Below are 24,624 nucleotides of genomic sequence, written 5' to 3' on the forward strand. Positions count from 1 at the left end.
GGGAGCCCGGCACAGAACGCGCACCCTGACCGGAGGAGGATCCCGGCGGCCCGCAGACGCGCCCCCCGGGATCCTCTGCGCGGATGTCAGGCGCCGATGTCCTTGCCCTTGGTGTGCCAGACCGAGACCACGGACGGGCGCGGCTGGTCCCCGTCCGGCCAGCGGCTGAACCGGTTGTCCGGGCTCGCGCCGGTGGCCTCGCCCGGGTGCTGCACCGCCACGAAGACCGTCTTCTGGTCCTTGGTGATCAGCGGACCACAGGTCTCGCCGCCGAACGGCACCGTGAGGAACGCGCGCAGGTAGCCGCGCTCCGAACCTTCGAGCGGCATGGCGTACAGGCCGTCGTTTGCGATCAGTGCCCGCGAGCTGTCGGTGGCGATCCAGAGGTTGCCGTCAGAGTCGAACGCCAGGTTGTCCGGGCTCGTGATCGGGCTGACCTTGGACTTGTCGAACCCGGCGAAGTACGTCGACGGGTCGGCGGGGTCTCCACAGACCAGGGGGATGCTCCACGAGAACTTGGTCGCGCCGGCGTCATTGTGCCGCTCGACGATCTCCAGCACGTGGCCGTGCTTGTTCGACGCGCGCGGGTTGGCCTCGTCGGCCTGCGCCGCCGTGCGGTTGGCGTTGTTGGTGAGCGCGACGTAGATCGCGCCGGTCTTGGGGTTGCGCTCGATGTCCTCGGGCCGGTCCATCTTCGTGGCGCCGACCTTGTCCGCCGCGAGCCTGGTGTTGATGAGGACCTCGGCCGCGCTGAATCCGGGCACGAAGCTCTTGTTGCCGCGGACCAGCGGGATCCACTCGCCGGCTCCGTCGAACTCCTTGTCGGAGGGCAGTTTTCCGCTGCCGTCGATCTCAGCCGCTGGACTGTCGCCGGTGAACTTCGCGACGTAGAGCGTGCCGTCGTCGAGGAGGCTCAGGTTGTGCCGGTGCGAGCCCTTCTTGTAGCGCTCGGCCGACACGAACTTGTAGATGTAGTCGAAGCGCTCGTCGTCGCCGAGGTAAACGACCGCCCGGCCGTCTCGCGACAGTGAGCTGTTGGCCGCCTCGTGCTTGAACCGGCCGAGGTGGGTGCGCTTGCGCGGCACGAACTCCGGGTCGTACGGGTCGATCTCGACGACCCAGCCGAAGCGGTTGGCCTCGTGGGGATGCTTGGTGAGGTCGAAGCGCTCCTCGACCCGGTCCCATCGCCGGCTGCCGGACGGGATGGCCGTGGTCGTGCTGATGCCGTAGCGCTCGAGAGCCGGCTTGTCCGCCTCGGGTACGCCGTTGGCGTTGACGAAGTACTGGTTGAAGTTCTCTTCACCGGTGAGGATCGTGTCCCAGGGCGTGATCCCGCCGGAGCAGTTGTTCAGCATGCCCTTGACGCTGCGGCCGGTGGGGTCGGCGGCGGTGCGTAGCAGCGCGTGGCCGGCGGCCGGGCCGGTGAAGGCCATCTTGGTGCTCGCTGTGATCCGCCGGTTGTAGCGGCGGCGGCCCTTGGTGACCAGCTTCCAGCCGCCGGTGTGACCGGCCCGCTCGATCTCGACGATCGAGCCGCCGTGCGCCGCCAGCGCGATCTTGATCTGCTCCTCGGTGGCGGTGTCACCGCCCTTGTAGCCGCGGAACATCAGCTCTTCGTTGGTGTACTCGTGGTTGACCCACAGCAGCCCGCGGTCGCGCGTGAGGGGCAGGAACATCACGTAGTCGCAGTTGTAGCCGAACTGCCGCTCCTGTGCGGCGGCGGTCTGGCCATCGAAGGAGAACGCCGGAGCGCCGGGCACCACGGGATCGCCCCAGCGCACCACGACGGACGACTGGTACCCCGGAGGCACCTTCACGGCGTCTTCGCTGTTCGGGGCGATCGGGGTGAACCGCAGACGGGCGCCCGGACCGGCCCACCTGCTCCCACCGGCGGTCGAGGCCTGAGTGCGGGCGGCGGTGGCCGCCGACGCCGGTACGGCCATCGTCGCGCCGATCGCGAGCGCGCCGATCGCCCCGGTGCGGAGCATCCCCCGGCGGCTCACCTCAGCGGCGACCAGGTCACCGAAGTAGGGGTTGTCGCTGGTGTTCGGCACAGGATGCGAGCATGCGTTGCCGCACCGATACTGGCACGTCATCGCACTCCGGCCGCCCGTGCGGGGCGCTGACAACAGCGGCAGCAGACGCTTCGAAGGGGGCTTGGCCACCGGGCTCCTCCTGGTACGTGGTCATTCGCCGTGAAGCTAGTGAAGCCATCAGATCACAGGACGAACACCAGGTGAACGGAGCGCGACACCTCCGATTTGTCCGCCCTTGGCCCGCTTAGAACATCGAGATGTGCACGTGGTCGAAGTGATTCGCGGTGATTCCGCCGCGGTTCTCCATCATCTTCCAGCCGGGACTGCGCATGTCGTAGATCCGCTGCTTCCAGATGACGTACATGATCCCGAGCCGGGAGGCGTTGGCGATGGCGTACGCGGCGACCTGGTCACCGTGCGCCTGCCGCGCGGCGGACGGCATGCTGCCGCCGGTGCTCTCCATGAAGTCGCACGCCCGGCCGCTGCCGTGCTCACCGGGGTCGCCGGGGCGCAGACAACCGATCGTGGGGAACGGCCCGAACTCCCGGTCGATCGTCGTGCGCATGTTGACCGTACGGGCGGTGAGGCCGGACGCGCCGACCAGCGGGGACTCCGGCTTGTACTTGTTGATCAGCTTCTGGACGTTGGCCCGCTGCCGGTTCAGGTTCCCGATGGTGCGCTCGAGCTTCGCGATCTTCTCCTTGGCCTCCTTGCGCGACTGCTGCTCCTGCTGGATGAGCGTCTCGATCTGCTTCACCCGGGTGGAGTAGTTGTTGGACAGGTGGTTGGCCATGGTCGCGCCGTCGAGCACGTTCGACGGGTCGTCGGTGGTCAGGATGACCACGGACGGCTCGATGCCGCTGGTCATGTACTGTGCCGCCGCGATCTGGGCGACCAGCGAGCGGGCTCCGATCAGTTCGCGCTTGAGCCCGTCTGACTTGCTGAGGGCCCGCTTCGCGGCCAGACGTGAGTCGCGGAGCTCCTGGAGTTCGCCGCGGTACTGCTTCTCCAGCTTCTTGATCTGGGAGGTCAGTTTGTCGACCTTGGCGGTGTCACCCGGGCTGGCCGCGGTCGGGAGGGTGGCTCCCGCCGTGGACGGCAGCAGGAGAAGTGTCCCGGTGATCGCGGCCAGGACCAGACCGGCCCGGCGCCGAAGGGCCTGCCTGGCGGTGCGGACACGGGGATCCGTACCCGCACGAGACATGCGTCGCGGCATGGTGGAGCTGGGGGCCTCCACACGTTCTCCTCTCCTCGGACGCCTACCGGGTTAGCTGACGGGTTCGGGCCGGAGTCGCCCTATCGCGGTCGCCCGCGAATTCACCCCGGGTGTTGTGGGTCCCCGGTCCCCGCCGCGACCGTCCTGGCCCGCGTCGGGATTCGGCGGTCCGGCCGGTCTCGCTCCCGGCTGGGTGCGTATCACCGACCGAATCTCCATGAACTGTAAGGAAACATCCTGCACTTGGCCAAGAGTAGCCCCGTACGCCACAAAGCTGTGTCGAAAGACCCCGCTTCACTGGCGGCACGGTGGTGATCCGGAACAACGTGAGCCGGGTCAAAGGGTGCTCTTGTAGATGAGCCGGTTGGGTGTGCCGGTCGGCAGCTTCTTGACCCTGTTCTTGGTGGCGTTGTCGCTCATCCACTTCTGGATGGTGGGGAAGGACGCCTCGCCCTTGGCGGACTTGTAGAGCGCCGCGACGCCGGCCACGTACGGCGACGCCATGGACGTCCCGCTCATCGACTGGTGCGCCGTGGGACCGCCGATGTAGGTCGACCAGATGCTGGAGCCGGGCGCCTGCATGTCGACGCACGAGCCGTAGTTCGAGAAGGACGCGCGGGTGTCGTTGGAGATGGTCGCGCCGACCGCCTCGACCCAGCCCGCGCTGGCGGGGGACCCGTTGCAGGCCTTGGTGTTGTCGTTGCCGGCCGCGACCGCGAGGAACACGCCGGACTTCGACAGGTTGGTGACCGCCGTGTTCAACGCGGTGGACTTGGAGCCGCCGAGGGACATGTTGGCGACCGCCGGCTTCTCGGCGTTCCGCTGCACCCAGTTCACCGCAGTGATGATCTTGGAGTAGGGCGCGGTGCCGTCGCAGTCGAGCGCCCGCACGCCCCAGAGCTTCACGGTCTTGGCCACGCCGTAGGTCTTCGAGCCGATGATGCCCGCCACGTGCGTGCCGTGCCCATTGCAGTCCTGGCCGTCGCCGCCGAGCGCGTCGTAGGCAACCTTGGCCCGCCCGCCGAAATCGGCGTGGCCGGGGTAGATGCCGGTGTCGATGACGTACGCGTTGACCCCGGTGCCGCTGGCCTTGTAGGTGTACGACTTCGACAGCGGCAGGGGGCCCTCGTCGATGCGGTCGAGCCCCCACGGCAGCGGGCTGCGCTGCGTCGTGCTGATCTTGGCGATCTGGTCCTGCTCGATGGCGGCGACGGCGGGGTCGCGGCGCAGCCGGTTCAACTGCTCCGAGTTGAGCTTGGCGGCGAAGCCGTTGAGGACCTTGTCGAAGCGCTGCAGGGTCGCGATCCGGCCTTGGCTCGCCGTGGTCGGCACCGAGGCTCCGCGCTTGAGGGTGACGATGTACTGCCCTGGGATCGCAGCCTCATCGTCAGCGGCCGCCACCTGGACCAGCCGGGGCCCCTGAGAGGCGACGAAGACGGTCGTCGCCACCCCTACGGACGCCGCGACCGCACTGGCGATGAGAAGCCTTCGGGATGCTGCCCTCAACAGGTCATCTCTCCTTGGCTCGGGGGGAGGACGCCGCTGAAGGGCGACCGCCCGCTCACACTCGCAAAGGAGAAGGTTAGTGGACCTTTTACCTATATGAGGGGAAATCTTGGACAGAGCAGGCCAAATTGCTTTGCGTCAGGAGCCGCTCGCCGGGCTAACCGGCATTGAGCGTGGCCCGGTAGGACAGGGTCGTCCCGCGCTTCGACCACACGAAGCCCAGCGTCCCGTCGGCGCCCCTCGTCACGGTGACGGTTCCCCCGTCGGTGCAGGGACGGTCGATCGCCAGCGTCATGATGAGGCGGCTCTGGGTGCCCCTGGTCAGCGTCAGGGTGCCGTCGCAGCCGGTCGGCGGTGGATAGACGGCCTGCGCGGTGGTCTGCCCGGTCGTGAAGGTCACTTCGATCGGGAAGCGGGCGCCGCGCTGGTTCGTGGCCGTCCCCCGCCAGGTGCCGTTGAACCCGGCGGGCACGCTGTCGACCGGTTCGTCGCTCGGTGCGGACGGCGTCCGGCTCGCCGAGGTCCGCTCTCCGGCATCGCCGCCCAGTTGCGGGCGCAGCACCAGGACGATCAGGGCCACGCCGACCAGCACGCCGACGACCACGGCGGCGATGACGCCGAGCATGCGGTTGTCGCGGCCCCCGGGAGTCGTGGTGGCGGCCGGCTCGGTGGTGAACTGCGGCCACGGCTCGTCGGCGTTCCCGGGCGCGGTGCCCGGCAGGTCCCCGGCCGGGAACTCCGCGGGCGACATGGGCAGGAAGGCGGTGTCGGAGTGCGAGGGAGCCATATCGGCGGCGTACGAGGGCGCGGGAACCTCCGCCGCCTGTTCCAAGGCCGTCGCCGCCATGGCCGCCATCGAGCCGGGGAGCCCCGGCAGGTCGAGCAGGTGATCGACGATCTGCAGGGCGTCCGGCCGGCGCGCCATGTCCTTGGAGAGCGCCTGGGCGGCGATGTCCCGGAGCGACTCGGGCAGCGCCTGCAGATCGGGCTCCTCGTGGAGCATCCGCTGCATCACGTCCGAGGCGGCGCCCTCGCCGAAGGCGGCGCGACCGGTCGCCGCGAAGAGCAGGGTCATGGCCCATGCGAACACGTCGGCCGATGGCCCCACCTCCGCCCCGGTGAGCTGTTCGGGCGCCATGAAGGCAGGCGTGCCGATCATGTGCCCGGTGGCCGTGGTGGTGGAGTCGAGCGCGCGGGCGAGACCGAAGTCGGTCACGTACGATCCGTCGGGGCTGAGCAGCACGTTGGCGGGCTTCAGATCCCGATGGACGACACCGGACCGGTGGATCGCGGTCAGCGCGATCGCGGTGCCCATCGCGAGCCGTTCGAGGACGTGCCCGCCCCGTGGGCCCTCGTCGATGACGAGCCGGCGCAGTGAGGGCCCGTCGACGTACGCGCTCACCACGAACGGCCGGTCCCCCGCCACGCCGGCGTCCAGGACCTGGGCCGTGCACAGGCCGGCGACCCGCCGGACGGGTTCCAGCTCACCGATGAAGCGGAGCCGCGCGGTCGGCTCGTTCATCAGCTGGGCGTGCAGCAGCTTGACCGCGACGGACCCGCCCGCCCCATCGCCGCCCAGGAAGACCACGCCCTGGTCGCCCTGGCCGAGCCGTCCCTGGAGCCCGTATTCGCCGAGCCGGTAGGGGTCATCTGGGTTGAGGGGCCGGGCGCCGGTCATCCGAAACCTCCTCGGGGGCGGTGATCTTCGCGGCCTGTTCGGCTGACACCCTACTTTTAACCGGGCCTGGTGCAGGTAACGTCGGTGCGGATGTCTCGATCTCAGCTGACTCGCGCCGTGCTCGACGCGCAGTTCGCCGCGCTCGGCCGGCCGCCGTACGCCGGACCGGACGATCCCGTGGCACTGCGCCGCGGCTGCCTCGACGCCGTGCTGGCCGCCCGCGAGTCCGGTGCCGAGCCGCAGCGCGCCGTGCTCAAGGGCGCCGTACGGTTCCTGCTGGACCTTCTGGTCGCGATCGCACCGGGCAGGTCGGTGGAGGTACGGGTCCCTCCCTACGCCGCCGTGCAGTGCGTCGAGGGACCGCGCCACACCCGGGGCACGCCGCCCAATGTGGTGGAGATGGACGCGACCACGTGGATCGGGCTCGCCACGGGCGGTGTGGACTGGACGGACGCCGTCGAGAACGGCGCGGTGCGGGCCAGCGGCGCACGCGCCGACCTGCGGGAGTACCTCCCCCTCCGCCCCTGATCCCGATCGGCGACCGGTCGGCGATCAGGTTCCCGGTTACACCCCTGGCCTCGCGCTGCTCTGCACGAACGGGAACTCCCGCTCGATGCAGCGGTCACGCGACAGCGCGTCCGGGTAATCGGCGGCGTCACCGCACTTGGCGGCCTGGCTGACCAGCCAGACGATCACCGTTGTGCCGAGGATGAGGGCCACCGCCGAGGCCACGATGCCCGCGATGGCGAGGTCGCGTTCGGCGCCCCGGAGCAGGGCGGTGATGCCCAGGGCCAGGCCGGCGACACCGAGGAGCAGGCCGAGGCCGCAGATCGCGAGTGCAGGAATCCCGGCCAGCCCCAGGACCAGTGAGGCCACGGCCAGCCCACGCCACCGCGTGGGCGCGGCCCCATGGGTCCGGTAGCCGGGCAACGTCATGCGGGTCCTCCTGCGGGGCGCGTCCTCGAGCGTGGCCATCCCAAGGTTTTCGCGCCCGTGGCACGGCGTACGGCACCCGCAGGCAAAAGTCGGTTAATGAAGCACCAGGTAGTGCGCCTAGACTGGGGTAGTGCTTCACGGAGATGGACGCCTGAGCCAGGACATCGACCCCACCGACCGCAGCCCACAGGACGCGTGTGGGGTCTTCGGCGTATGGGTTCCGGCCAGTGAGACAGGTGCGGCCGAGGTCAGCAAGCTGACCTACTACGGCCTCTACGCCCTGCAGCACCGGGGCCAGGAGTCCGCGGGCATCGCGGTGAGCGACGGCGCCCGCATCGTGGTCTTCAAGGACATGGGCCTCGTCGCACAGGTGTTCGACGAGTCGGTGCTGAACACGCTGCGCGGTCACATCGCCGTCGGGCACTGCCGCTACTCGACGACCGGCTCTCCGACCTGGGAGAACGCCCAGCCCACCTTCCGGTCCACCGAGGACGGCGGCCTCGCGCTCACGCACAACGGCAACTTGATCAACACCCTCGAGCTCGCCGCCCGGCTCGAGCCGGGACAGCTCACGGCGACGACGGACACCGAGGTGCTCACCGCCCTGCTGGCCGGTGCCCGCCGCTCCGGCGGCGACTCCTCCGCCCTCGGCCGGACGTCGCCGGACGACGCCGCGATGGAGATCCTCCCGGCCGCGCGCGGTGCGTACTCCCTGGTCTTCATGGACGAGCGGACCCTCTACGCGGCCCGTGATCCCGAGGGCGTCCGGCCGCTGGTGCTCGGCCGGCTGGAGCGCGGCTGGGTGGTCGCCTCCGAGACCGCCGCACTCGACATCGTGGGCGCCGCGTTCGTCCGCGAGGTCGAGCCCGGAGAACTGCTCGCGATCGACGAGAACGGTGTGCGCTCCAAGCGGTTCGCCCAGCCCAGGCCCAAGGGCTGCCTGTTCGAGTACGTCTACCTCGCCCGGCCCGACACCACGATCTCGGGCCGTAGCGTGCACGCCACCCGGGTCGAGGTGGGCCGCCGCCTCGCCCGCGAGCACCCGGTCGAGGCCGATCTGGTGATCCCCACCCCTGAATCCGGCACGCCGGCCGCGATCGGCTACGCGGAGGCCGCCGGCATCCCCTACGGGCAGGGACTGGTCAAGAACTCCTACGTGGGGCGCACGTTCATCCAGCCTTCGCAGACGATCCGGCAGCTCGGCATCAGGCTCAAACTGAACCCGCTGCGCGAGGTCATCGAGGGCAAACGACTGATCGTCGTGGACGACTCGATCGTCCGCGGCAACACGCAGCGCGCGATCGTACGGATGCTGCGCGAGGCCGGCGCCGCCGAGGTGCACGTACGGATCTCCAGCCCGCCCGTGGCCTGGCCGTGCTTCTACGGCATCGACTTCGCCACCCGCGCCGAGCTGATCGCCGGGAACCTGTCCGTCGAAGAGATCCGCACCTCGCTCGGGGCCGACTCGCTCGGCTTCATCTCGCTGGACGAGCTCATCGCGGCCAGCCAGATCGGCAAGGACCGGCTGTGCCGGGCCTGTTTCGACGGCGAGTACCCCATCCCGGTCGACGAGGGCTCCCGCGGCAAACACCTGCTCGAAGTGGCCAACACGCGGTCATGAGCACCGCGAGGGGCGCGGTGCCGTCTGGACTGAACAGCGGCGGGAGCTTGCGACCAGAGCGACGAGGGAAGGCGGCGCCTCAGGGCGCCCCGAGCCGCGGAGCGGAGCGGAGTCGATGAGTACGTACGAGGCGGCCGGGGTCGATATCGCGGCCGGAGAACGCGCGGTCGAACTCATGAAGTCGCGGGTGGCGGTGTCGCGCCGGCCCGAGGTGGTCGACGACGCGAGCGGTTTCGCCGGGCTCTTCGACATGTCCGCGTTCGCCCGCTACCGGCGCCCGCTGCTGGCCACCTCCACCGACGGCGTGGGCACCAAGGTCGACCTCGCCCGCCGCCTCGGCGTCTACGACACGATCGGGCACGACCTCGTCGGCATGGTGATCGACGATCTGGTGGTGTGCGGGGCCGAGCCGCTGTTCATGACCGACTACATCGCCTGCGGCAAGGTCGTCCCGGAGCGGATCGCCGCCGTCGTCGGCGGTGTCGCCGAGGCGTGCGCGCTGGCCGGCTGTGCGCTGGTGGGCGGCGAGACCGCGGAGCACCCCGGCCTGCTGGCCCCGGACGAGTTCGACCTCGCCGGCGCCGGTACCGGGGTGGTCGAGGCCGCCGAACTGCTCGGGCCCGACCGCGTGGTCGCCGGTGACGTCGTCATCGCGATGGCGTCGTCGGGGATTCACGCCAACGGATACTCACTGGTCCGCCATGTGCTGAAGGAGTCCGGCCTCGATCTCGACGCCGAGCCGCCGGAGCTCTCCCGGTCGCTGGGCGCGGAACTCCTCACGCCGACCCGGATCTACGCACTCGACTGCCTGGCACTGGCCCGTTCCGGTGCGGTGCACGCCTTCGCGCACATCACGGGCGGCGGGCTCACCGCCAACCTGGCCCGCTCGCTGCCGCCCACCGTTGACGCCGCGCTCGACCGCTCCTCCTGGACGCCGCCCGCCATCTTCGAGCTGCTGCAGAGGCACGGAGACGTGCCGCAGGCCGAGATGGACAAGACCTTCAACCTCGGGGTCGGAATGGCGGCCATCGCGCCGGCCGACCGCGCGGACGACGCGCTGCGGCTGCTGGCCGGCCGCGACGTGCCGGCATGGGTCCTCGGTGAGGTGGTCGAGGGGACGGGCGTCGCCGAGTACGTCTGAGGGCGACGGATACACCTGAGTCGCCTGAGACGTTACGTTCGGCCGGTCCTCATGCCGTCCTGGAACCTTGCCGTTCCCGGAACACCGTCTGACGGCGGCCGTGAACATGGTCACCGGCGGTGCAAGAGGGCAGAAACGCCACAGCCCTGGCCGCGGGGCCAGGGCAGCGGCGATCAGCCGGACGAGTTAACGACCGGACGTACCGTCTTTGCGGTCGTCCTCGCTGCCGTACTCGTCTGAGTAGTCGGAGTACTTATCGGCCACTTCATCATAGGAGTCGTCATAGGGGTCATTGGGTGACTCAGCGACTCCCAGCTCCTCCTTAAGGCGGTCGAGATCCGTGCCGCCGCTGTTGTACTTCAGCTGGCGGGCAACCTTCACCTGCTTGGCCTTGGCTCGGCCGCGCCCCATTGGCTCGACCCCCTCGATGGTCAGGGCTTCATGACCCCATCAACGCTCGCGTACGCTACATGAACTGACGCCTACCGAGCCGCACGTCAGTTCCGGATACAACCGTACCCGTTTTGCGCCTGGCTCGGTACGCCGTCTGTGTGGTGGCGCCTCGCTTGCAGCAGAGAACCTGATTCTATCCACTACTTCGAGCCGTTGCCCACCAGCGATCAACCCCGCAGCCAGAAACCCCGCAATCGTCCTACCTCGGACATCCGCTGCTCGGCGAGCCGGTCCGCCGCCGCGGCGGGCGGCACGCCCTCGGCGGCCGCCATGGCGAAGATTCGCCGGGTGGTCTCGAAGATTCCGGCCGCGCGGGCCTTGGCGCGGTCGAAGTCGAAGCCCTCGATCTCGTCGGCCACCTGGATGACGCCGCCGGAATTGACCACGTAGTCGGGGGCGTACAAGATCCCGCGGTCGGCCAGCTGCTTCTCGATGCCGACGTGGGCGAGCTGGTTGTTGGCCCCGCCGCACACGATCTTGGCGCCCAGGACGGGGACCATCTCGTCGTCGAGCGAGCCGCCGAGCGCGCACGGGGCGTAGACGTCGATGCCGGCGGCGACGAGGGCGTCGCGATCCGCCACGACGTCCACTTCAGGGTGCTCGGCCCGCATTCGCGCGATCGCGGTGTCGTCAACGTCACAGACGACGACCTGGGCGCCGTCCTCCAGCAGATGCTCGACCAGACGGCGACCGACCTTGCCGATGCCCTCGACGCCGACCCGGCGGCCGCGGAGGGTCGGTTCGCCCCAGGCCGCCTCGGCGGACGCGCGCATGCCCTGGAACACGCCGTAGGCGGTGAGGATCGAGGAGTCGCCCGCCCCGCCGTGCGCGACCGTACGCCCGGTCACGTAGGAGCACTCGCGGGCGATGAGGTCCATGTCCTCGCTGTAGGTGCCGACATCGCAGGCCGTGTAGTACCGGCCGTTCAGCGACTGGACGAACCGCCCGTACGCCCGCAGCAGGGCCTCGGACTTCTCGATCGCGGGATCGCCGATGATCACGGCCTTGCCGCCGCCGAGGTCCAGCCCGGCCAGGGCGTTCTTGTACGCCATGGCTCGGGAGAGGTTGAGGACGTCGGCGAGCGCCGCTTCCTCGGAGTCGTAGGGGTAGAAGCGGGTTCCGCCCAGTGCGGGGCCTAGTGCGGTGGAGTAGATCGCGATGATCGCGCGCAGCCCCGTCGCCTCGTCTTGGCAGAAGACGACCTGCTCATGCCGGGGTCCTGTGCCCTTGTGAGGCGACCCGAAGACATTGGTCACGGTAGTGACTCCTCTCAGTCTCGGCACAAGCCTAGGGCCGTCTGCCAAGGTCGCGACAGGACCACGCTGATCTGGTGAGATTTCCCCGTCCGTCCCAGGTAACACAGGCATCTCGGCGGTGCCGACCTCATGTCATCACGGTCAGCCGCATGTCACCATGCGAATGTGTTGCCTTACGCCGCGTACCTACGGGTATACGAGCCGCTGACCGCGTTTGCGGAACCGGAGCGGTCCGCGTGGGCCGAGTACGCCGACTCCACGGACCGGCCGCGCAGGGCGACAGCGCTCCAGGCCGAGCACGCCGAGGCGCTGCGCCGGCTGCTGGCCGCACCGCCGGTGGTGGCCCCCGGGCAGGAGAGCCGGCACGCCTATGTCAGGCGGTCCGATGGGATGATCTACGTGAGCCCCTGGCAGACCCGCCTGCGGTCCTGGATGGCGTTCACAAGGTTCCGCGAGAGCCTGCCCGCCGCGGTGACGGACGCGTTCGTGCCGGCGCCGCTCGCCGACCAGATCACCGGCGAGTTCGAACGCTGGAAGCAGCAGAGCCACACCGTGCGGTCGCACATCCTGTCGAGCACCTGGCACATCCCCATCGCCTGGTTCGTGCCGTTCGTCGCCGCCGAACGCTGGCTCGTGCTGACCCCGCGATCAGAGATCCACGATCACGGTGACCGGGCCGGCGATGACGGTGTGCATGCTGAGCAGGAAGGTGACAGTCGGGTCACCCCAGCACCAGTACGCACACTCGTTTACGTGACATCCATGGCCGAGGCGAGGCGCAGGGTGGAGCGGGCGGTCACCGTCGTACGGAGCGGTCTCGGCGAGGACCGGACCTGGAGCGGGGTCCAGGCGGTGGGCTGGTGGCTGTCGGAGTTCCATGCCGAGGCGCTCGTGGAGCTCGACTACGGCGGGCTCGTACAGCTCTTCGACGACCAGGCTCTCAACGCGGACCAGTCGGTCGCCGAGGCCTCCGTGGCGCTCACCGGCATGGAGCAGGGGAAGGCCGAACTCACCCTGGCGATGTACCGGCGTCTGCTGACCAGATGGCGTTTCGTGCGTGCCCTCGAAGCCGCGAACTGAACAAACTTCCCGAATCTGCGCGCGATGCGACCATACGTGTCGCTAGAATCACGCAGCGTGATTCAGTCATCGCGAAACACGCAGTTACAGCCAGGGACTTGCTTGTTGCGTTGAGTGGTGGCATGGTTACACCTTGTGATGTCATAGTGGCTCTTTCGGGCCATAGGGGACATCGGGAACCGCGCGAGGATCAATCGCAGGATCGCTGTCATCGGTCCATGGAGGAGAGGCCGCACACATGTCAGCACGTACGCCAGAGGCCGAGCCCCTGCTGACACCGGCAGAGGTGGCGACGATGTTCCGCGTCGACCCCAAGACCGTCACGCGGTGGGCGAAAGCCGGCAAGCTGACGTCCATCCGCACCCTGGGGGGACATCGACGCTACCGCGAAGCTGAGGTGCGGGCGCTGCTGGCGGGTATCCCGCAGCAGCGTTCGGAGTAATCCGTCAACGCCTCGCCTGATGTGGTGTCCACGGTCGGACTCGACCGGGGGCGAGCGGGCGGGGCTTGCGGAGCACACACCGAGTTTTGGGGGGCGTCAAGCCACAGGGTTCGGGGTCACGGCCTCAGGGCCGGGCCTGGGCTCACACGGGTGTCTCGTCCGTGCCGGTCGCCAAGACGGCACGGACGAGACGTCGCACCCGATGCGTGACTTGGTGCTTGTCGACCGTCGAGTACCCAGGGGGCCCGGTGGTCAGCAGGCCCGGTGGTCGAGACCTCGTGCGCGAGCTGATCGACCTGTGCGCGAGTTGATCGACCCGTGTGCGAGCTAATCGACCTCGTGCGCGAGCTGATCGAACAGTGCGGCGACCGACGGATCATGCCGGCCCGCGACGCGCAGCAGCACCACGTACTGATCCACGAGCAGCCGCTCCATCTGCGAGCGGGACAGATCCCGCCGCTCCAGCCAGTCCAGACCGGCTGTCTCCACCAGCGCCATCCAGGAGCGCAGCGTGATGCGCAGGATCGGGCTGGACTCATCGCTGCCGAGCGCGTGCAGAATCCGGTCGAGCAGAAGCCGGCGGAATCCATCGACTATCTCGCCGACGTCGCCGGACCGGTCTGCCGGCCCACCCCGCAGCAGTGCGGTGTAGCCCGCCGCATGATCTTCGACGAAGTCGAAATAGCGGCTGAGGGAGACGCGCAACCGGTCGATCGGCCGGCCCTCGGTCGGTGGCTCGAGCAGGTCGGACAGCTGCCTGGCGGCGCTCTTGAGCGCGGCGACGTACAGCTCGTGCTTGCCGCCGAAGTAGTGATAGACGAGCGCCCGCGAAGCCCCGGCGGCCGCGGCGACATCGTCGATGGAGACGTTCTCGGGCGAGCGGTGGCTGAACAGCTGCAATGAGGCTTCGAGCAGTTCGTCCCGCCGTTCGGCCACGCTGAGCCGGCGCCTGCCTTGTCCGTCACGCTGCGCACGCGGGACGGGGGCGGCCCGATGACCGGCCGGGTTCGTACCGGCCACTCCCCGTTCTCTCACGCAGGCAGGGTATCCGAGGGCCGCCTGACCGACGTGTGGGGCCGCGAATGCGCGGTCAGATCATGGGCGGGTGGAAAGTACCGGTCCGAATCACCTTGAGGACCTGGCCGTTACCCGGTGTTGCGGCGGTTTGGGGCAAGAACGGGGCATCATGGCATCTTCTCCCTTAGGCGGCACGTCCTGCAGTCCCCCGACAGGAGCGCCATGTCAGTTGGTGAAGGCACAGTCCCGCGTCCAGACGGTGATGGCACGCCGCCTGCAGTCGGAAGATCGGATGCGGTGCCCGGGCCGTCGACGCCGAAACCGACGATTCGGAACGTGGCCGAACGCGCGGGGGTGTCCAAGTCGCTGGTGTCGCTGGTGATGCGGGGATCACCGCACGTCAGCGAACGCCGGCGCAAGGCCGTGCTCAAGGCGGCCCGAGAACTCGGCTACCGGCCCAACGCCGTCGCCCGCAGCCTGGTGGAGGGCCGCACCCGGCTCATCGGGGCGCTGGTGGCCGACCTGCACAACCCGTTCTTCGCCGAATTCCTCGACGGTCTCCAGGAGACGCTGCACGGCGAGGGGCTGCGCATGCTGGTCGGCAGCGGCCGCTGGGACCCCCTCTTCGAGGCGGAGGCGGTCGAGGCGTTCCTGGAGATGCGGGTCGACGGCCTCGTCCTGCTCAGCGTCGTTCCCGACTCGCTCAAGGAGGCGGCCGCGAGCGTCCCGGTCGTCGTGGTCGGCGAACGCGACGTCGAGGGCGTCGACATCGTCGTCGACGATGACGAGCTGGGCGCCAGCCTGGCCGTGGACCACCTGGTCGAGCACGGTCACCGGCGGATCGCCCACATCGAGGGGGCGCGTTCCACCACCGCGCGTTACCGCCGTGCGGGCTACGAGGCCGCTATGGCCCGCTACGGCCTGTCCGACGAGGTCATCGTCGAAACGGGCGACTTCACCGAGGAGGGCGGCTACCGCTCGGCCCGGGCCCTGTTGTCCCGGGAACGCCGTCCGACCGCGATCTTCGCACCGAACGACCTGGTCGCCACCGGTGCGCTCTCGGCCGCCGACGAGCTGGAACTGCGCGTCCCAGGCGACGTCTCGATCGTCGGCTACGACAACACCCACCTCGCCGCGATCAGGCACATCTCGCTGACCAGCGTCGACCAACCCCGGCGCGACATGGGCCGCGTCGCCGCCGAACTGCTGTGCGCCCGCATCGAGGATCCGGGCCGTGAGCCACGCCAGACCCTCGTCGTGCCGCACCTCGTGGTGCGTTCGACCACCGGCCCCGCGCGGGCTCTCTGAGGTGAGCTCGTCGAGGCTTTGAACCGGATCCGGTCGAGCCCGGGTCGATCGTCTTTCCGGCCGGTATGGGACTCGCCAAGCCTTGCGCAATTGCCCGGCAGCGAGGGGGCCGCAGGGCCTTAATGGGTGCACTGAACCAGCCGTTCGGCCGGTCGGCGAAAGGATCATGTTCACCCAGGGGGTAAATCGTGCGTGATCCGGAGATGGTGTCGTGCGCTCAGCGCGCGGCGAGTGAGTTGGAGCGCGCGTGGACGGAGTGGCGCCACGCGCGTGGACTGACCGAACAACTGGCGGAGTCCGTCGCCAGCTACGTGGCCCATTCGATTGATCACCCATGGGGGCGACCCCGCGTGGTCCTGGGTCTTGACGCGGATGAAGCGCGAGCCCTCGCCGCCCTGCTGGGCGAGGACGACACCGTTCGCTCGGTCTGATCGCAGGCGTGGCCGTCGCCGTGGATCTCCGCAGGGGGGCGGCGGCCACTTGATCATGCCTTTTTCGTGCAGCGATTTGACGTATGGCCGCCTGTGTGCAAACTGACAGGGTTGGTCACGGCCATATTACGAAGGGCTGCGTTTCTTGAGGACCCCGCGTCAGAGATCCCTTGCGGCAGCTGTGCTGATCACATTCATGCCCGCACTCGCCGCGTGCGGTTTCGCGTCCGGCTCGTCCGTCGGCTCGGGCGAGGCGGCCGCCGCGTCCTCCGGTGGTGGCCCGGCCGCGTCGACCGGCGGTGGTCCGGCGGTGTCCGCAGAGGGCCCGGCCGGCAGCGTTCCGCGGAGGTCCCTGGACGGCAAGGTCATCGTCATCGACCCGGGGCACAACGGGGGCAACGCCGCACACGCCTCCGAGGTGAACCGGCTGGTCAATGTGATCACAGAGCGCAAGGCGTGTGACACGACCGGCACCGAGACCAGGAGCGGTTACGCGGAGCATGCCTTCACCTGGGACGTCTCCAACCGGACGGCCAAGATCTTGAAGTCCCAGGGCGCCAAGGTCGTACTGACCCGCGGCAACGACACCGGCGTCGGTCCCTGCGTCACCGAGCGCGCCGCCATCGGCAACAAGAACAAGGCCGACGCGGCCCTGTCCGTGCACGCCGACGGCGCGCCGAAGGGCGACCGGGGCTTCCACATCATCGAGCCCGGCCTGGTCAAGGGCCATAACGACAAGATCATCTCGGACTCCCGCAAGCTCGGCCTGGCGCTTCGCGACGCCTACCACACGGGGACCGGCATGCCGTTCTCCAACTACCGCGGCACGAAGGCCCTCGACGTGCGCGACGACCTCGGCGGGTTGAACCTGTCCACGCGGCCCAAGGTCTTCATCGAATGCGGCAACATGCAGGACCCGGGCGACGCGGCCAAGCTGTCCGACCCCGAGTTCCGCCAGAAGATCGCCGAGGCCCTGGCGGACGGTCTCACCGACTACCTCACCTGAGTGCCCCGAGCCGCTCCGGCCACATCCCTCATCCCTCATCGCGCTCATTTGTCGGCTGGAGGCTTGGGAGGATGGGCTGGTGATCGATGCGCTGGGTCGCGTACGCGACCATTTCCACCAGGCCGGATACACCGTGGCCGGAGTACGGGAGTTGCTCGGGCCCGTGGCCGGAGGCGCCCTCGCGCGCGATGAGATCGTTCCCGCGCTGAGGGCCACTCGTGGCGGCTCGCCGCTCGAGGCGATCACCAGGCTCTTCTGGCTGCAGGTGGGCATACCGGAGGCCGGCCCTCTGACCGATGATCTGGTCGCCGCCGGGCTGGCCGAGCGGTCGGCCGGCGAGGTCCGAGCGACCGTGCACGTCGAGCCGCTCGAATCGGTCGGCGGCGATCCCGGAATCGGTTATGTCGTCTCCGATCTCAAGGTCCGGCCCGGAGGCGAGGCGCCCTTGCGGCTCGACCATGTGGTGGGCGCGGGAGGCGCTTCGGCCAACCTCGCGCAGCTGGTTGTCCACAGGCCTGTGGAAAACGCGCTCGATCTGGGAACCGGCTCGGGGGTGCAGGCTCTGCATCTGGCGGATCGGGCCCGGAAGATCAGTGCGACCGACGTGAACCCCCGCGCGCTGGCGCTCGCCCAGATGAGTTTCGCGCTCTCAGGGCTGCGCGACGTCGAGTTGCTGAAGGGCTCGCTGCTCGACCCGGTTCGCGATCGGACGTTCGATCTGATCGTTTCCAATCCACCCTTCGTGATCTCTCCGGATGGCCGCTTTTCCTACCGCGAGTCCGGGCTGCCCGGCGACGAGGTCTGCCGGCGGCTGGTGACCGAGGCGCCGTCCTACCTGGTGGACGGCGGATGGTGCCATCTGCTCGCCAACTGGCTGCACATCGGCGGGCGGTCCTGGGAGGAGCGCGTCGGCGGGTGGTTCACCGCCGGCGGGTGTGACGCGTGGGTCGTACAGCGAGATGTCCAGGACCCGGCCGAGTACGCCGAGTTGTGGTTGCGCGACTCCTGCGAGACCGGCACCGCGGAGTACCGGCGCCGCTACGACGCCTGGCTCGACCACTTCGAGCGCGAGAACGTCACGGGCATCGGGTTCGGCTGGATCTCCCTCCGCAAGGGCGGCACGACCGTACGGGTGGAGGAGCTGCGGCAGGGAGTCGAGCAGCCGGTCGGCGCGTATGTGGAAAAGATTTTCGATGGGATGGCCGGTGGCGAGAGGTTTTCCACAGGCGCGCTGCGCACTGCGGCCGGGGTCGTCCAGGAGCAGATCGGACCACCGGGAGCCGAGGATCCGGAGCGGATCGTGCTCCGCCAGACGCGCGGGCTGCGACGCGCGGCCGGCGTGGGGACGGTCGAGGCCGCCCTGGCGGGCGTCTGTGACGGGACGCTGCCCATGGAGCCGTTGCTCGAGGCGATCGCCGAACTCATGGGGCTGCCGGCGGACGACGTTCGGGCCCACGCTCAGGCCGTGCTGCCGGAGCTGATCGCGGACGGGTTCTTCGAGATCGCCGGCCGGTGAGGCGGTGTGACGGGTCCTACTCCGCGGCGGTTCCCCGCGCGTCGGCGATGGTCGTGAAGCCGCTCTGGCGCAGGCGTTCGCCGAGCCCCTCGTGAACGCCGTGCGGCCAGAACGGGCCGCCATAGATCAGCGCGGTGTAGCCCTGGACGAGCGTCGCGCCCGCACGGATCCGCTCCCAGGCGTCGTCCGCCGTCTCGATGCCACCGACCGAGATCAGTACGAGCCGATCCCCGGCCCGCCGCCGCAGGCGCCGCAGTACCTCCAGCGAACGCTCCTTGAGCGGCGCGCCCGACAGTCCTCCGGTCTCCTTGACCAGCCGCTCGTCGCTGACCAGCCCGCTCCGGCCGATGGTGGTGTTGGTGGCGATGATGCCGTCCAGCCCCAGTTCGAGCGCGAGGTCGGCGATGGCGTCGATGTCCGCGTCGGCCAGGTCTGGCGCGATCTTGACGAGCAGCGGGACCCTGCGGGCGGACGCTCGGTCCGCGGCCTCGCGCACGGCCGTCAGCAGGGGCCTGAGGTGCTCCACGGCCTGCAGGTTCCGTAGCCCGGGCGTGTTGGGCGAGCTGACGTTGACCACCAGGTAGTCGGCCAGGGCGGCGAGCCGCTCGGTGCTCTCGACGTAGTCGGCGACGGCGTCCTGCTCGGGCACGACCTTGGTCTTGCCGATGTTGACCCCGACGATCACTTTCGAGGTCCGGCGGCGGAGCCGGCGCGCGGCGGCCTCGGCCCCGTGGTTGTTGAAGCCCATCCGGTTGACGATCGCCCGGTCGGCGGAGAGCCGGAAGAGCCGTGGTCTCGGGTTGCCGGGCTGGGCTCGCGCGGTGATCGTGCCGACCTCGATGAAGCCGAAACCGAAACCCGCCAGGGCGGCGCAGGCCTCCGCGTCCTTGTCGAAGCCCGCCGCGAGCCCGAGCGGACCCGGGAAGGCGAGGCCGAGCGCCGTGACCGCGAGCGCGGGATCCCTGGGGCCGAGTCGGCGACGGACGAGGCCGGCGAGGCCGGGTACCGCGCCGATCAGGCGCAGGCCGGTCATCGTCAGGCGGTGGACCGTCTCGGCGGGAATCCGCACGATGAGCAGTGAGTACAGAAGTCGATACATTGCCAACGATTCTGTCAGATACATCTCGGGCGATGGCACGGGCCGTCACCGCAGGCTCGCTCAATTCCCCACTATGTCGTCTGGAGTGCCCTTTTCGGCGTGGTCGAGTGCTTGCTCCTTATACCGGTGCCGACCATCCTTGTACGTGATGTCATCGGCACGTCACAAACATAAAGGGACGGTAATTATCTCCGCTTGTGTTATCGCCGTCGCTATCAACACTAGGCCGAGGGGTATGCCAGCCGACATCCTTGCTATCTGGCCTGGACGGAGTTTCATGCACCGAAATGGCCGGTAATGGCAGAGGCACCGAGGGGACGATTCTCAATATGAAAAGAGAGCCACTCATGAGCAAGATCAAATACACGCGCAGCCTTGCTCTCGCCGCAGTTTCGGCTGCATTGGCCGGAGGTGTCGTTTCGCTGTCGGTGAGCGCGAACGCGGAGCTCGCTCCGCAGGGCGCCATGGCGACGCGCGTGGCCACCGACGGCCCCCCAGACCCCATACCGAACGTGCGCGCCAACAGCGCCAGTAGCCGGAAGGCCGGCGGCGACAGGGCCGACGGGCGGAGCGTTCCGCTCGGCGCCGACGACGCTGAGGATTCGCGGGTGATCGGCAACGATCCCCTCGGGCAGAGGGCGTTGAAGGCCTCAGCACAACCAGAACCCGCGCCCACGCCGAGGCCGGCGCCCGCCAGTCCGAGTGGTCAGCAGCCCGCCGCGCAGAACCCCGCCTCGGCGCCTGCCGCGAGCTCCCAGCCTGCGACCAGCGCTCAGCAAGCCCCGAGCGGCGAGGTCGCACCGAGCGCAGGCCAGGCCGCACCGAGCGCTCAGCAGGCGCCCAGCGGTGTTCCCAGCGGCCGGCGGATCGCGCGGGAGATGCCACGCGACCAGGGCGATGACGACGAGGCTGCCCAGAGCGCCCAGAAGGCGCCCGCCCAGAGCGCCCAGAAGGCGCCCGCCCAGAGCGCCCAGAAGGCGCCCGGGCTGAACGCTCAGAAGGCGGCCGCCCAGAACGGGAGCCGGCAGAGAGCCGCCCAGGCCCCCGGCGTCAGCCGTCGCCACGCGAATGCCCAGCGGGGCCACGCGCGCCGCGGTCAGCAGGCCCAGAGCCGCAAGCACGCGGCCCAGCGAGGTGCGGCGCGCCGGCCGGGTGCCGCCGCCGTTCCGCAGGCCGAGAAGCACTGGCGGGATCTGCTTTCCGAATCGCCGGCTAACAGCGCCTCGATGTGGAACGAGCCGTGATGAAGGCCTGGTATCCGGCGAAATAGTTCCATTCAAATAGTGCGGGTGAAGCGCCCCGGGCGATGTCGCTCGGGGCGCTTCACATACGCTGGGTGTAACGCGAGAAGCCGCCCATGAGCGGATGGCTTCAGCGGCTGCCCGGTTTGATCCAGTCGAAGGTGCGCTCGACCGCCCGCTGCCAATTGTCGTACTCGCTCGCGCGCCGTTCCGGGTCCATGCTGGGCACCCAGCGGGCGGCCCGGTGCCAGTTGCGCCGGAGCCCTTCCAGATCCGCCCAGTAACCGACGGCGAGTCCCGCGGCGTAGGCCGCACCGAGCGAGACGGTCTCGACGACCATGGGCCGTACGGCGGGCACGTTGAGCACGTCGGCGATGAACTGCATGAGCAGGTGGTCGGCCGTCATGCCGCCGTCCACCTTGAGCTCCTTGAGGCTGAGGCCGGAGTCGCGGTTCATCGCGTCGACGACCTCGCGGGTCTGCCAGCCGGTCGCCTCCAGGACCGCACGCGCCAGGTGGCCCTTGGTGATGTAGGAGGTGAGACCGACGATGATGCCGCGCGCCTCGCTGCGCCAGTGCGGTGCGAACAGGCCGGAGAAGGCCGGGACGATGTAACACCCGCCGTTGTCGTCGACCGTGCGCGCCAGGGTCTCGATCTCCGGAGCGCTGCTGATCAGCCCCAGCCCGTCGCGGAACCACTGCACCAGGGCGCCGGTGATGGCGATCGAGCCCTCGAGGGCATAGACGGCGGGTTCGCCAGCGATCTTGTAACCGACGGTGGTCAGCAGCCCGTTCGAGGAGCGCACCGGCTCGTTGCCGGTGTTCATCAGCAGAAAGCCGCCGGTGCCGTACGTGCACTTGGCCTCGCCGGGCGAGAAGCAGGTCTGCCCGAACAACGCCGCCTGCTGGTCACCGAGCGCGGCGCCGATGTGCACGTTCGGGATCACGCGGCGGGCCACGCCGTAGGTCTCCGTGGAGGAGCGGATCTCCGGCATCATGGCGCGCGGGATCCCGAAGAACGCGAGGAGCTCGTCGTCCCACGCCAGCGAGTTGAGATCCATCAGCAGGGTCCGGCTGGCGTTGGTCACGTCGGTCACATGGATGCCGCCGTCGAGCCCGCCGGTGAGGTTCCAGATGAGCCAGCTCTCCATGGTGCCGAAGAGCACTTCGCCCCGCTCGGCGCGCTCGCGCAACCCGGGGTCGTGATCGAGCATCCAGCGGATCCGCGGCGCCGAGAAGTAGGTCGCCAGCGGCAGGCCGCTGCGCTCGGCGACGATGCCGGCGTTCCGCTCCTGCGCCAGCTCCTCGATCAGTGCATCGGTGCGGGTGTCCTGCCACACGACGGCCCGGCCGATCGGGGTCCCGGTGCGGCGGTCCCACAGGACCGTGGTCTCGCGCTGGTTGGCGATGCCGATGGCGGCCACCTGGGCGGGGGTGGCGCCCGCCTGGGCGAGGGCCTCGGGCGCGATCCGCTCCAGATTGCGCCAGATCTCGACGGCGTCGTGCTCCACCCAGCCCGGCTTGGGGAAATGCTGCTTGTGCTCGCGCTGAGCGACGGAGACGAGACGTCCCCCGTGATCGAACAGGATGCAGCGCGTCGAGGTCGTCCCCTGATCGATCGACATCACATAGCGCTCGGTCATGGCGTGCCCACCCGCTCGCGGCGCCGGCCTGGCCCGTTCCTACCAGCGGGAGGCACCGAGGTCCCTGGACACGGCACGCGCGGCGTCACGTACGTAACCGACGAGTTCGAGGTTGGGCGCGCCCTTGGTGTCGCAGAACCGCTCGACGGCTCCCGACACGCCGATGGCGCCGACGACCAGCCCGCCGTAGCCCCGGATCGGTGCGGCGATCGCGGCTTCACCAATGGACATCTCCTCGATCTCGGTGGCCCAGCCGAGATCGCGCACGCGGGCGAGCGCTCGTCCGAGCTCCCTCGGGTTGGTGATGGTGCGGCGGGAGAAGGGTTCCAGCTCCGCGCCTTGAAGGTACGCCGCCGCGTTGGCGTCGTGGGCCAGCAGGGCCTTCCCCAGCGCGGTGGCGTGCGGCGGTAGCAGGGAGCCGATGTCCATGGCCTGAAGGGTGTCGTCAGGGCGGAAGACGTGGTGCACCACGAGCACCTTGCCGTCGAGCAGCGTCCCGATGCGCACGGCCTCGCCGCTGCGCGCGGCCAGCGCGTCGGCCCAGTTGATCGCACGCGACCGGAGCTCGTTGACGTCGAGATAGCTGGTGCCGAGATGGAGGAGGGCGGCGCCGAGCTGGTACTTGCCCGTCGGTTCGTCCTGTTCGACGAAGCCGACCCGCTCGAGGGTGCGGAGGATGCCGTGGGCCGTGCCGCGCGCTAGGCCCAGCGAGCTGGCGACCTCCCCCACGCCGAGCCGACCGGAGCTGCGGGCGAGCAGGCGCAGGATCGCCGCCGCTCGCTCGATCGATTGAACTGGTCCTGGCACGGCTCAGATCGTACCGTGACGGAATAGCGATTGACCGACATGGCGTCGGCAATGTCGGCAGATGTTGACATGCCCGCCGTAGCTGCGAAGGACCAGCCAGCTCTCGTGGTCTGGATCACATTCCGGAGGGTACTGCCCGAGCGGGCTCGGGCAAAGTGTTCGACAATGTCGACACATGTCCGTTGACCCCTGTTCAGGGCCGACTTACCCTCCTCCCAGCCGTGAGACACCTCACGGCTCGTGATCTGCCTCCAACCCCACCCGGCCGCGTTCTGACCGTGAGGTCGGCGACCGCGTCCCCACCCCCCATCGCTTTGGCGAGGAGAGCACATGGCGGAACCGAGAAAGATTCCAGGGCTGGCCGGTGAGATGGCCGCCGAATTCGCCGGAACGATGATCCTCATCCTGTTCGGTGTCGGCGTCGTCGCGCAGGTCGTGGCCGGCGGCATCGGCGACCACGACAGCATCTCCTGGGCGTGGGGGATCGGCGTCACGCTCGGCGTCTACGTCGCCGCCCGCGTCAGCGGCGCGCATCTCAACCCCGCCGTGACGTTCGCTCTCGCGGTCTTCAAGGACTTCTCCTGGCGCAAAGTCGCTCCGTACATGCTGGCCCAGACGGCCGGGGCCTTCATCGCCGCCCTCATCGTCCGGTGGAACTACACCGAGGTCCTCGCCAAGGCCGATCCCGGCCACACCATCAAGACCCAGGGCGTCTTCTCGACCCTGCCCGGCAACGGCACGCTGCCGGTGCACACCATGGGCGCGTTCCGCGACCAGATCATCGGCACCGCGATCCTGCTCTTCGTCATCCTGGCCCTCACCGACCTGCGCAACTCGGCGCCCGCCGCCAACCTCGGCCCGTTCGTGATCGGCCTCCTCGTGGTGGCCATCGGCATGGCCTGGGGCACCGACGCCGGATACGCGATCAACCCGGCCCGTGACTTCGGCCCCCGGCTGGCGTCGTTCTTCACCGGTTACGGCGGGGCCTGGCGGGATCAGTACGGCGAAATCTACTTCTGGGTCCCCATCATCGGCCCGCTCATCGGCGGCGTGCTCGGAGCCGGCCTGTACAAGGTCCTGATCGGCCGGTTCCTGCCCTCGGCCGAGGAGCCGCCGGAGCCCGACCCGGCCCCCACGCGTACCGAGCTCGAGACCGCATGAGCACCAGGATGGACTGCGTACGAGACGGGCT

Annotated in this window: 22 protein-coding genes and 1 riboswitch; of the genes, 11 read left to right on the forward strand and 11 right to left on the reverse strand. The window is 69.3% G+C overall.

Annotated features, from left to right (window positions below; genetic code table 11):
* Nucleotides 1-86: 86 nt before the first annotated feature.
* The 4 genes from HKK72_RS05885 to HKK72_RS05900 form a co-directional block, all read right to left on the reverse strand.
* Nucleotides 87-2,096: a PhoX family protein gene (locus HKK72_RS05885; protein ID WP_187233273.1), complete on the reverse strand. Its 2,010-nt coding sequence runs from the start codon at nucleotides 2,094-2,096 to the stop codon at nucleotides 87-89.
* A 184-nt stretch (nucleotides 2,097-2,280) separates the two neighbouring features.
* Nucleotides 2,281-3,273 carry a hypothetical protein gene (locus HKK72_RS05890; RefSeq protein ID WP_315987098.1) on the reverse strand — a complete coding sequence of 331 codons (993 nt, stop codon included), beginning with the start codon at nucleotides 3,271-3,273 and terminating at the stop codon, nucleotides 2,281-2,283.
* 3 nt (nucleotides 3,274-3,276) lie between these two features.
* A riboswitch (cyclic di-AMP (ydaO/yuaA leader) is annotated at nucleotides 3,277-3,429 on the reverse strand.
* Between the two features lie 159 nt (nucleotides 3,430-3,588).
* Nucleotides 3,589-4,758 carry a S8 family peptidase gene (locus HKK72_RS05895; RefSeq protein ID WP_187233206.1) on the reverse strand — a complete coding sequence of 390 codons (1,170 nt, stop codon included), beginning with the start codon at nucleotides 4,756-4,758 and terminating at the stop codon, nucleotides 3,589-3,591.
* 157 nt (nucleotides 4,759-4,915) lie between these two features.
* A complete protein-coding gene (locus tag HKK72_RS05900) occupies nucleotides 4,916-6,436 on the reverse strand; it encodes a serine/threonine-protein kinase (RefSeq protein WP_187233207.1) in 1,521 nt (506 codons plus the stop codon).
* A gap of 90 nt (nucleotides 6,437-6,526) precedes the next feature.
* Here HKK72_RS05900 and HKK72_RS05905 point away from each other — a divergent pair, with 90 nt between their 5' ends.
* Nucleotides 6,527-6,964, forward strand: a complete 438-nt coding sequence (locus tag HKK72_RS05905) for a sterol carrier family protein (protein ID WP_187233208.1) — start codon at nucleotides 6,527-6,529, stop codon at nucleotides 6,962-6,964.
* A gap of 36 nt (nucleotides 6,965-7,000) precedes the next feature.
* Here the strand turns inward: HKK72_RS05905 and HKK72_RS05910 are convergent, their stop codons facing one another.
* A complete protein-coding gene (locus HKK72_RS05910; RefSeq protein WP_187233209.1) occupies nucleotides 7,001-7,372 on the reverse strand; it encodes a hypothetical protein in 372 nt (123 codons plus the stop codon).
* A gap of 130 nt (nucleotides 7,373-7,502) precedes the next feature.
* On the opposite strand from HKK72_RS05910, the gene purF reads away from it, so the two are divergent.
* Entirely contained in the window at nucleotides 7,503-8,993 is a 1,491-nt protein-coding gene (gene purF, locus HKK72_RS05915) for an amidophosphoribosyltransferase (protein WP_187233210.1), read from the forward strand.
* A gap of 115 nt (nucleotides 8,994-9,108) precedes the next feature.
* Nucleotides 9,109-10,134 (forward strand): phosphoribosylformylglycinamidine cyclo-ligase, encoded by a 1,026-nt coding sequence (gene purM, locus HKK72_RS05920; protein ID WP_187233211.1) that lies wholly within the window; start codon nucleotides 9,109-9,111, stop codon nucleotides 10,132-10,134.
* A gap of 186 nt (nucleotides 10,135-10,320) precedes the next feature.
* On the opposite strand, the gene HKK72_RS05925 is transcribed toward purM, so the two are convergent.
* Nucleotides 10,321-10,545, reverse strand: a complete 225-nt coding sequence (locus HKK72_RS05925; RefSeq protein ID WP_187233212.1) for a DUF3073 domain-containing protein — start codon at nucleotides 10,543-10,545, stop codon at nucleotides 10,321-10,323.
* Nucleotides 10,546-10,754: 209 nt separating this feature from the next.
* A complete protein-coding gene (locus HKK72_RS05930; RefSeq protein WP_315987099.1) occupies nucleotides 10,755-11,843 on the reverse strand; it encodes a Leu/Phe/Val dehydrogenase in 1,089 nt (362 codons plus the stop codon).
* A gap of 165 nt (nucleotides 11,844-12,008) precedes the next feature.
* On the opposite strand from HKK72_RS05930, the gene HKK72_RS05935 reads away from it, so the two are divergent.
* Nucleotides 12,009-12,923, forward strand: a complete 915-nt coding sequence (locus HKK72_RS05935; RefSeq protein WP_187233214.1) for a hypothetical protein — start codon at nucleotides 12,009-12,011, stop codon at nucleotides 12,921-12,923.
* Nucleotides 12,924-13,161: 238 nt separating this feature from the next.
* Nucleotides 13,162-13,365: a developmental transcriptional regulator BldC gene (gene bldC, locus HKK72_RS05940; RefSeq protein ID WP_012850682.1), complete on the forward strand. Its 204-nt coding sequence runs from the start codon at nucleotides 13,162-13,164 to the stop codon at nucleotides 13,363-13,365.
* 327 nt (nucleotides 13,366-13,692) lie between these two features.
* Here the strand turns inward: bldC and HKK72_RS05945 are convergent, their stop codons facing one another.
* Nucleotides 13,693-14,400, reverse strand: a complete 708-nt coding sequence (locus HKK72_RS05945) for a TetR/AcrR family transcriptional regulator (RefSeq protein ID WP_315987100.1) — start codon at nucleotides 14,398-14,400, stop codon at nucleotides 13,693-13,695.
* A gap of 318 nt (nucleotides 14,401-14,718) precedes the next feature.
* On the opposite strand from HKK72_RS05945, the gene HKK72_RS05950 reads away from it, so the two are divergent.
* The 4 genes from HKK72_RS05950 to HKK72_RS05965 all read left to right on the forward strand — a co-directional run bounded on the left by HKK72_RS05950 (nucleotide 14,719) and on the right by HKK72_RS05965 (nucleotide 18,643).
* Nucleotides 14,719-15,690: a LacI family DNA-binding transcriptional regulator gene (locus tag HKK72_RS05950; RefSeq protein WP_315987101.1), complete on the forward strand. Its 972-nt coding sequence runs from the start codon at nucleotides 14,719-14,721 to the stop codon at nucleotides 15,688-15,690.
* Nucleotides 15,691-15,878: 188 nt separating this feature from the next.
* The gene (locus tag HKK72_RS05955) at nucleotides 15,879-16,121 is read left to right on the forward strand and encodes a hypothetical protein (protein WP_187233216.1); all 243 of its coding nucleotides are present in this window, start codon (nucleotides 15,879-15,881) and stop codon (nucleotides 16,119-16,121) included.
* Nucleotides 16,122-16,317: 196 nt separating this feature from the next.
* Nucleotides 16,318-17,127, forward strand: a complete 810-nt coding sequence (locus HKK72_RS05960) for an N-acetylmuramoyl-L-alanine amidase (protein ID WP_187233217.1) — start codon at nucleotides 16,318-16,320, stop codon at nucleotides 17,125-17,127.
* 79 nt (nucleotides 17,128-17,206) lie between these two features.
* Nucleotides 17,207-18,643: a class I SAM-dependent methyltransferase gene (locus HKK72_RS05965; protein ID WP_315987102.1), complete on the forward strand. Its 1,437-nt coding sequence runs from the start codon at nucleotides 17,207-17,209 to the stop codon at nucleotides 18,641-18,643.
* 16 nt (nucleotides 18,644-18,659) lie between these two features.
* Here the strand turns inward: HKK72_RS05965 and HKK72_RS05970 are convergent, their stop codons facing one another.
* Nucleotides 18,660-19,742: a quinone-dependent dihydroorotate dehydrogenase gene (locus HKK72_RS05970; protein ID WP_187233218.1), complete on the reverse strand. Its 1,083-nt coding sequence runs from the start codon at nucleotides 19,740-19,742 to the stop codon at nucleotides 18,660-18,662.
* A gap of 347 nt (nucleotides 19,743-20,089) precedes the next feature.
* On the opposite strand from HKK72_RS05970, the gene HKK72_RS05975 reads away from it, so the two are divergent.
* A complete protein-coding gene (locus HKK72_RS05975) occupies nucleotides 20,090-20,986 on the forward strand; it encodes a hypothetical protein (protein WP_187233219.1) in 897 nt (298 codons plus the stop codon).
* A gap of 127 nt (nucleotides 20,987-21,113) precedes the next feature.
* Here the strand turns inward: HKK72_RS05975 and glpK are convergent, their stop codons facing one another.
* Nucleotides 21,114-22,625: a glycerol kinase GlpK gene (glpK, locus tag HKK72_RS05980; protein WP_187233220.1), complete on the reverse strand. Its 1,512-nt coding sequence runs from the start codon at nucleotides 22,623-22,625 to the stop codon at nucleotides 21,114-21,116.
* Nucleotides 22,626-22,664: 39 nt separating this feature from the next.
* Entirely contained in the window at nucleotides 22,665-23,432 is a 768-nt protein-coding gene (locus HKK72_RS05985) for an IclR family transcriptional regulator (protein ID WP_187233221.1), read from the reverse strand.
* 330 nt (nucleotides 23,433-23,762) lie between these two features.
* On the opposite strand from HKK72_RS05985, the gene HKK72_RS05990 reads away from it, so the two are divergent.
* Entirely contained in the window at nucleotides 23,763-24,593 is an 831-nt protein-coding gene (locus tag HKK72_RS05990) for an MIP/aquaporin family protein (protein WP_187233222.1), read from the forward strand.
* Nucleotides 24,594-24,624: the final 31 nt, after the last annotated feature.

The organism is Actinomadura sp. HBU206391 (assembly GCF_014323665.1).
GTDB lineage: Bacteria > Actinomycetota > Actinomycetes > Streptosporangiales > Streptosporangiaceae > Actinomadura_C.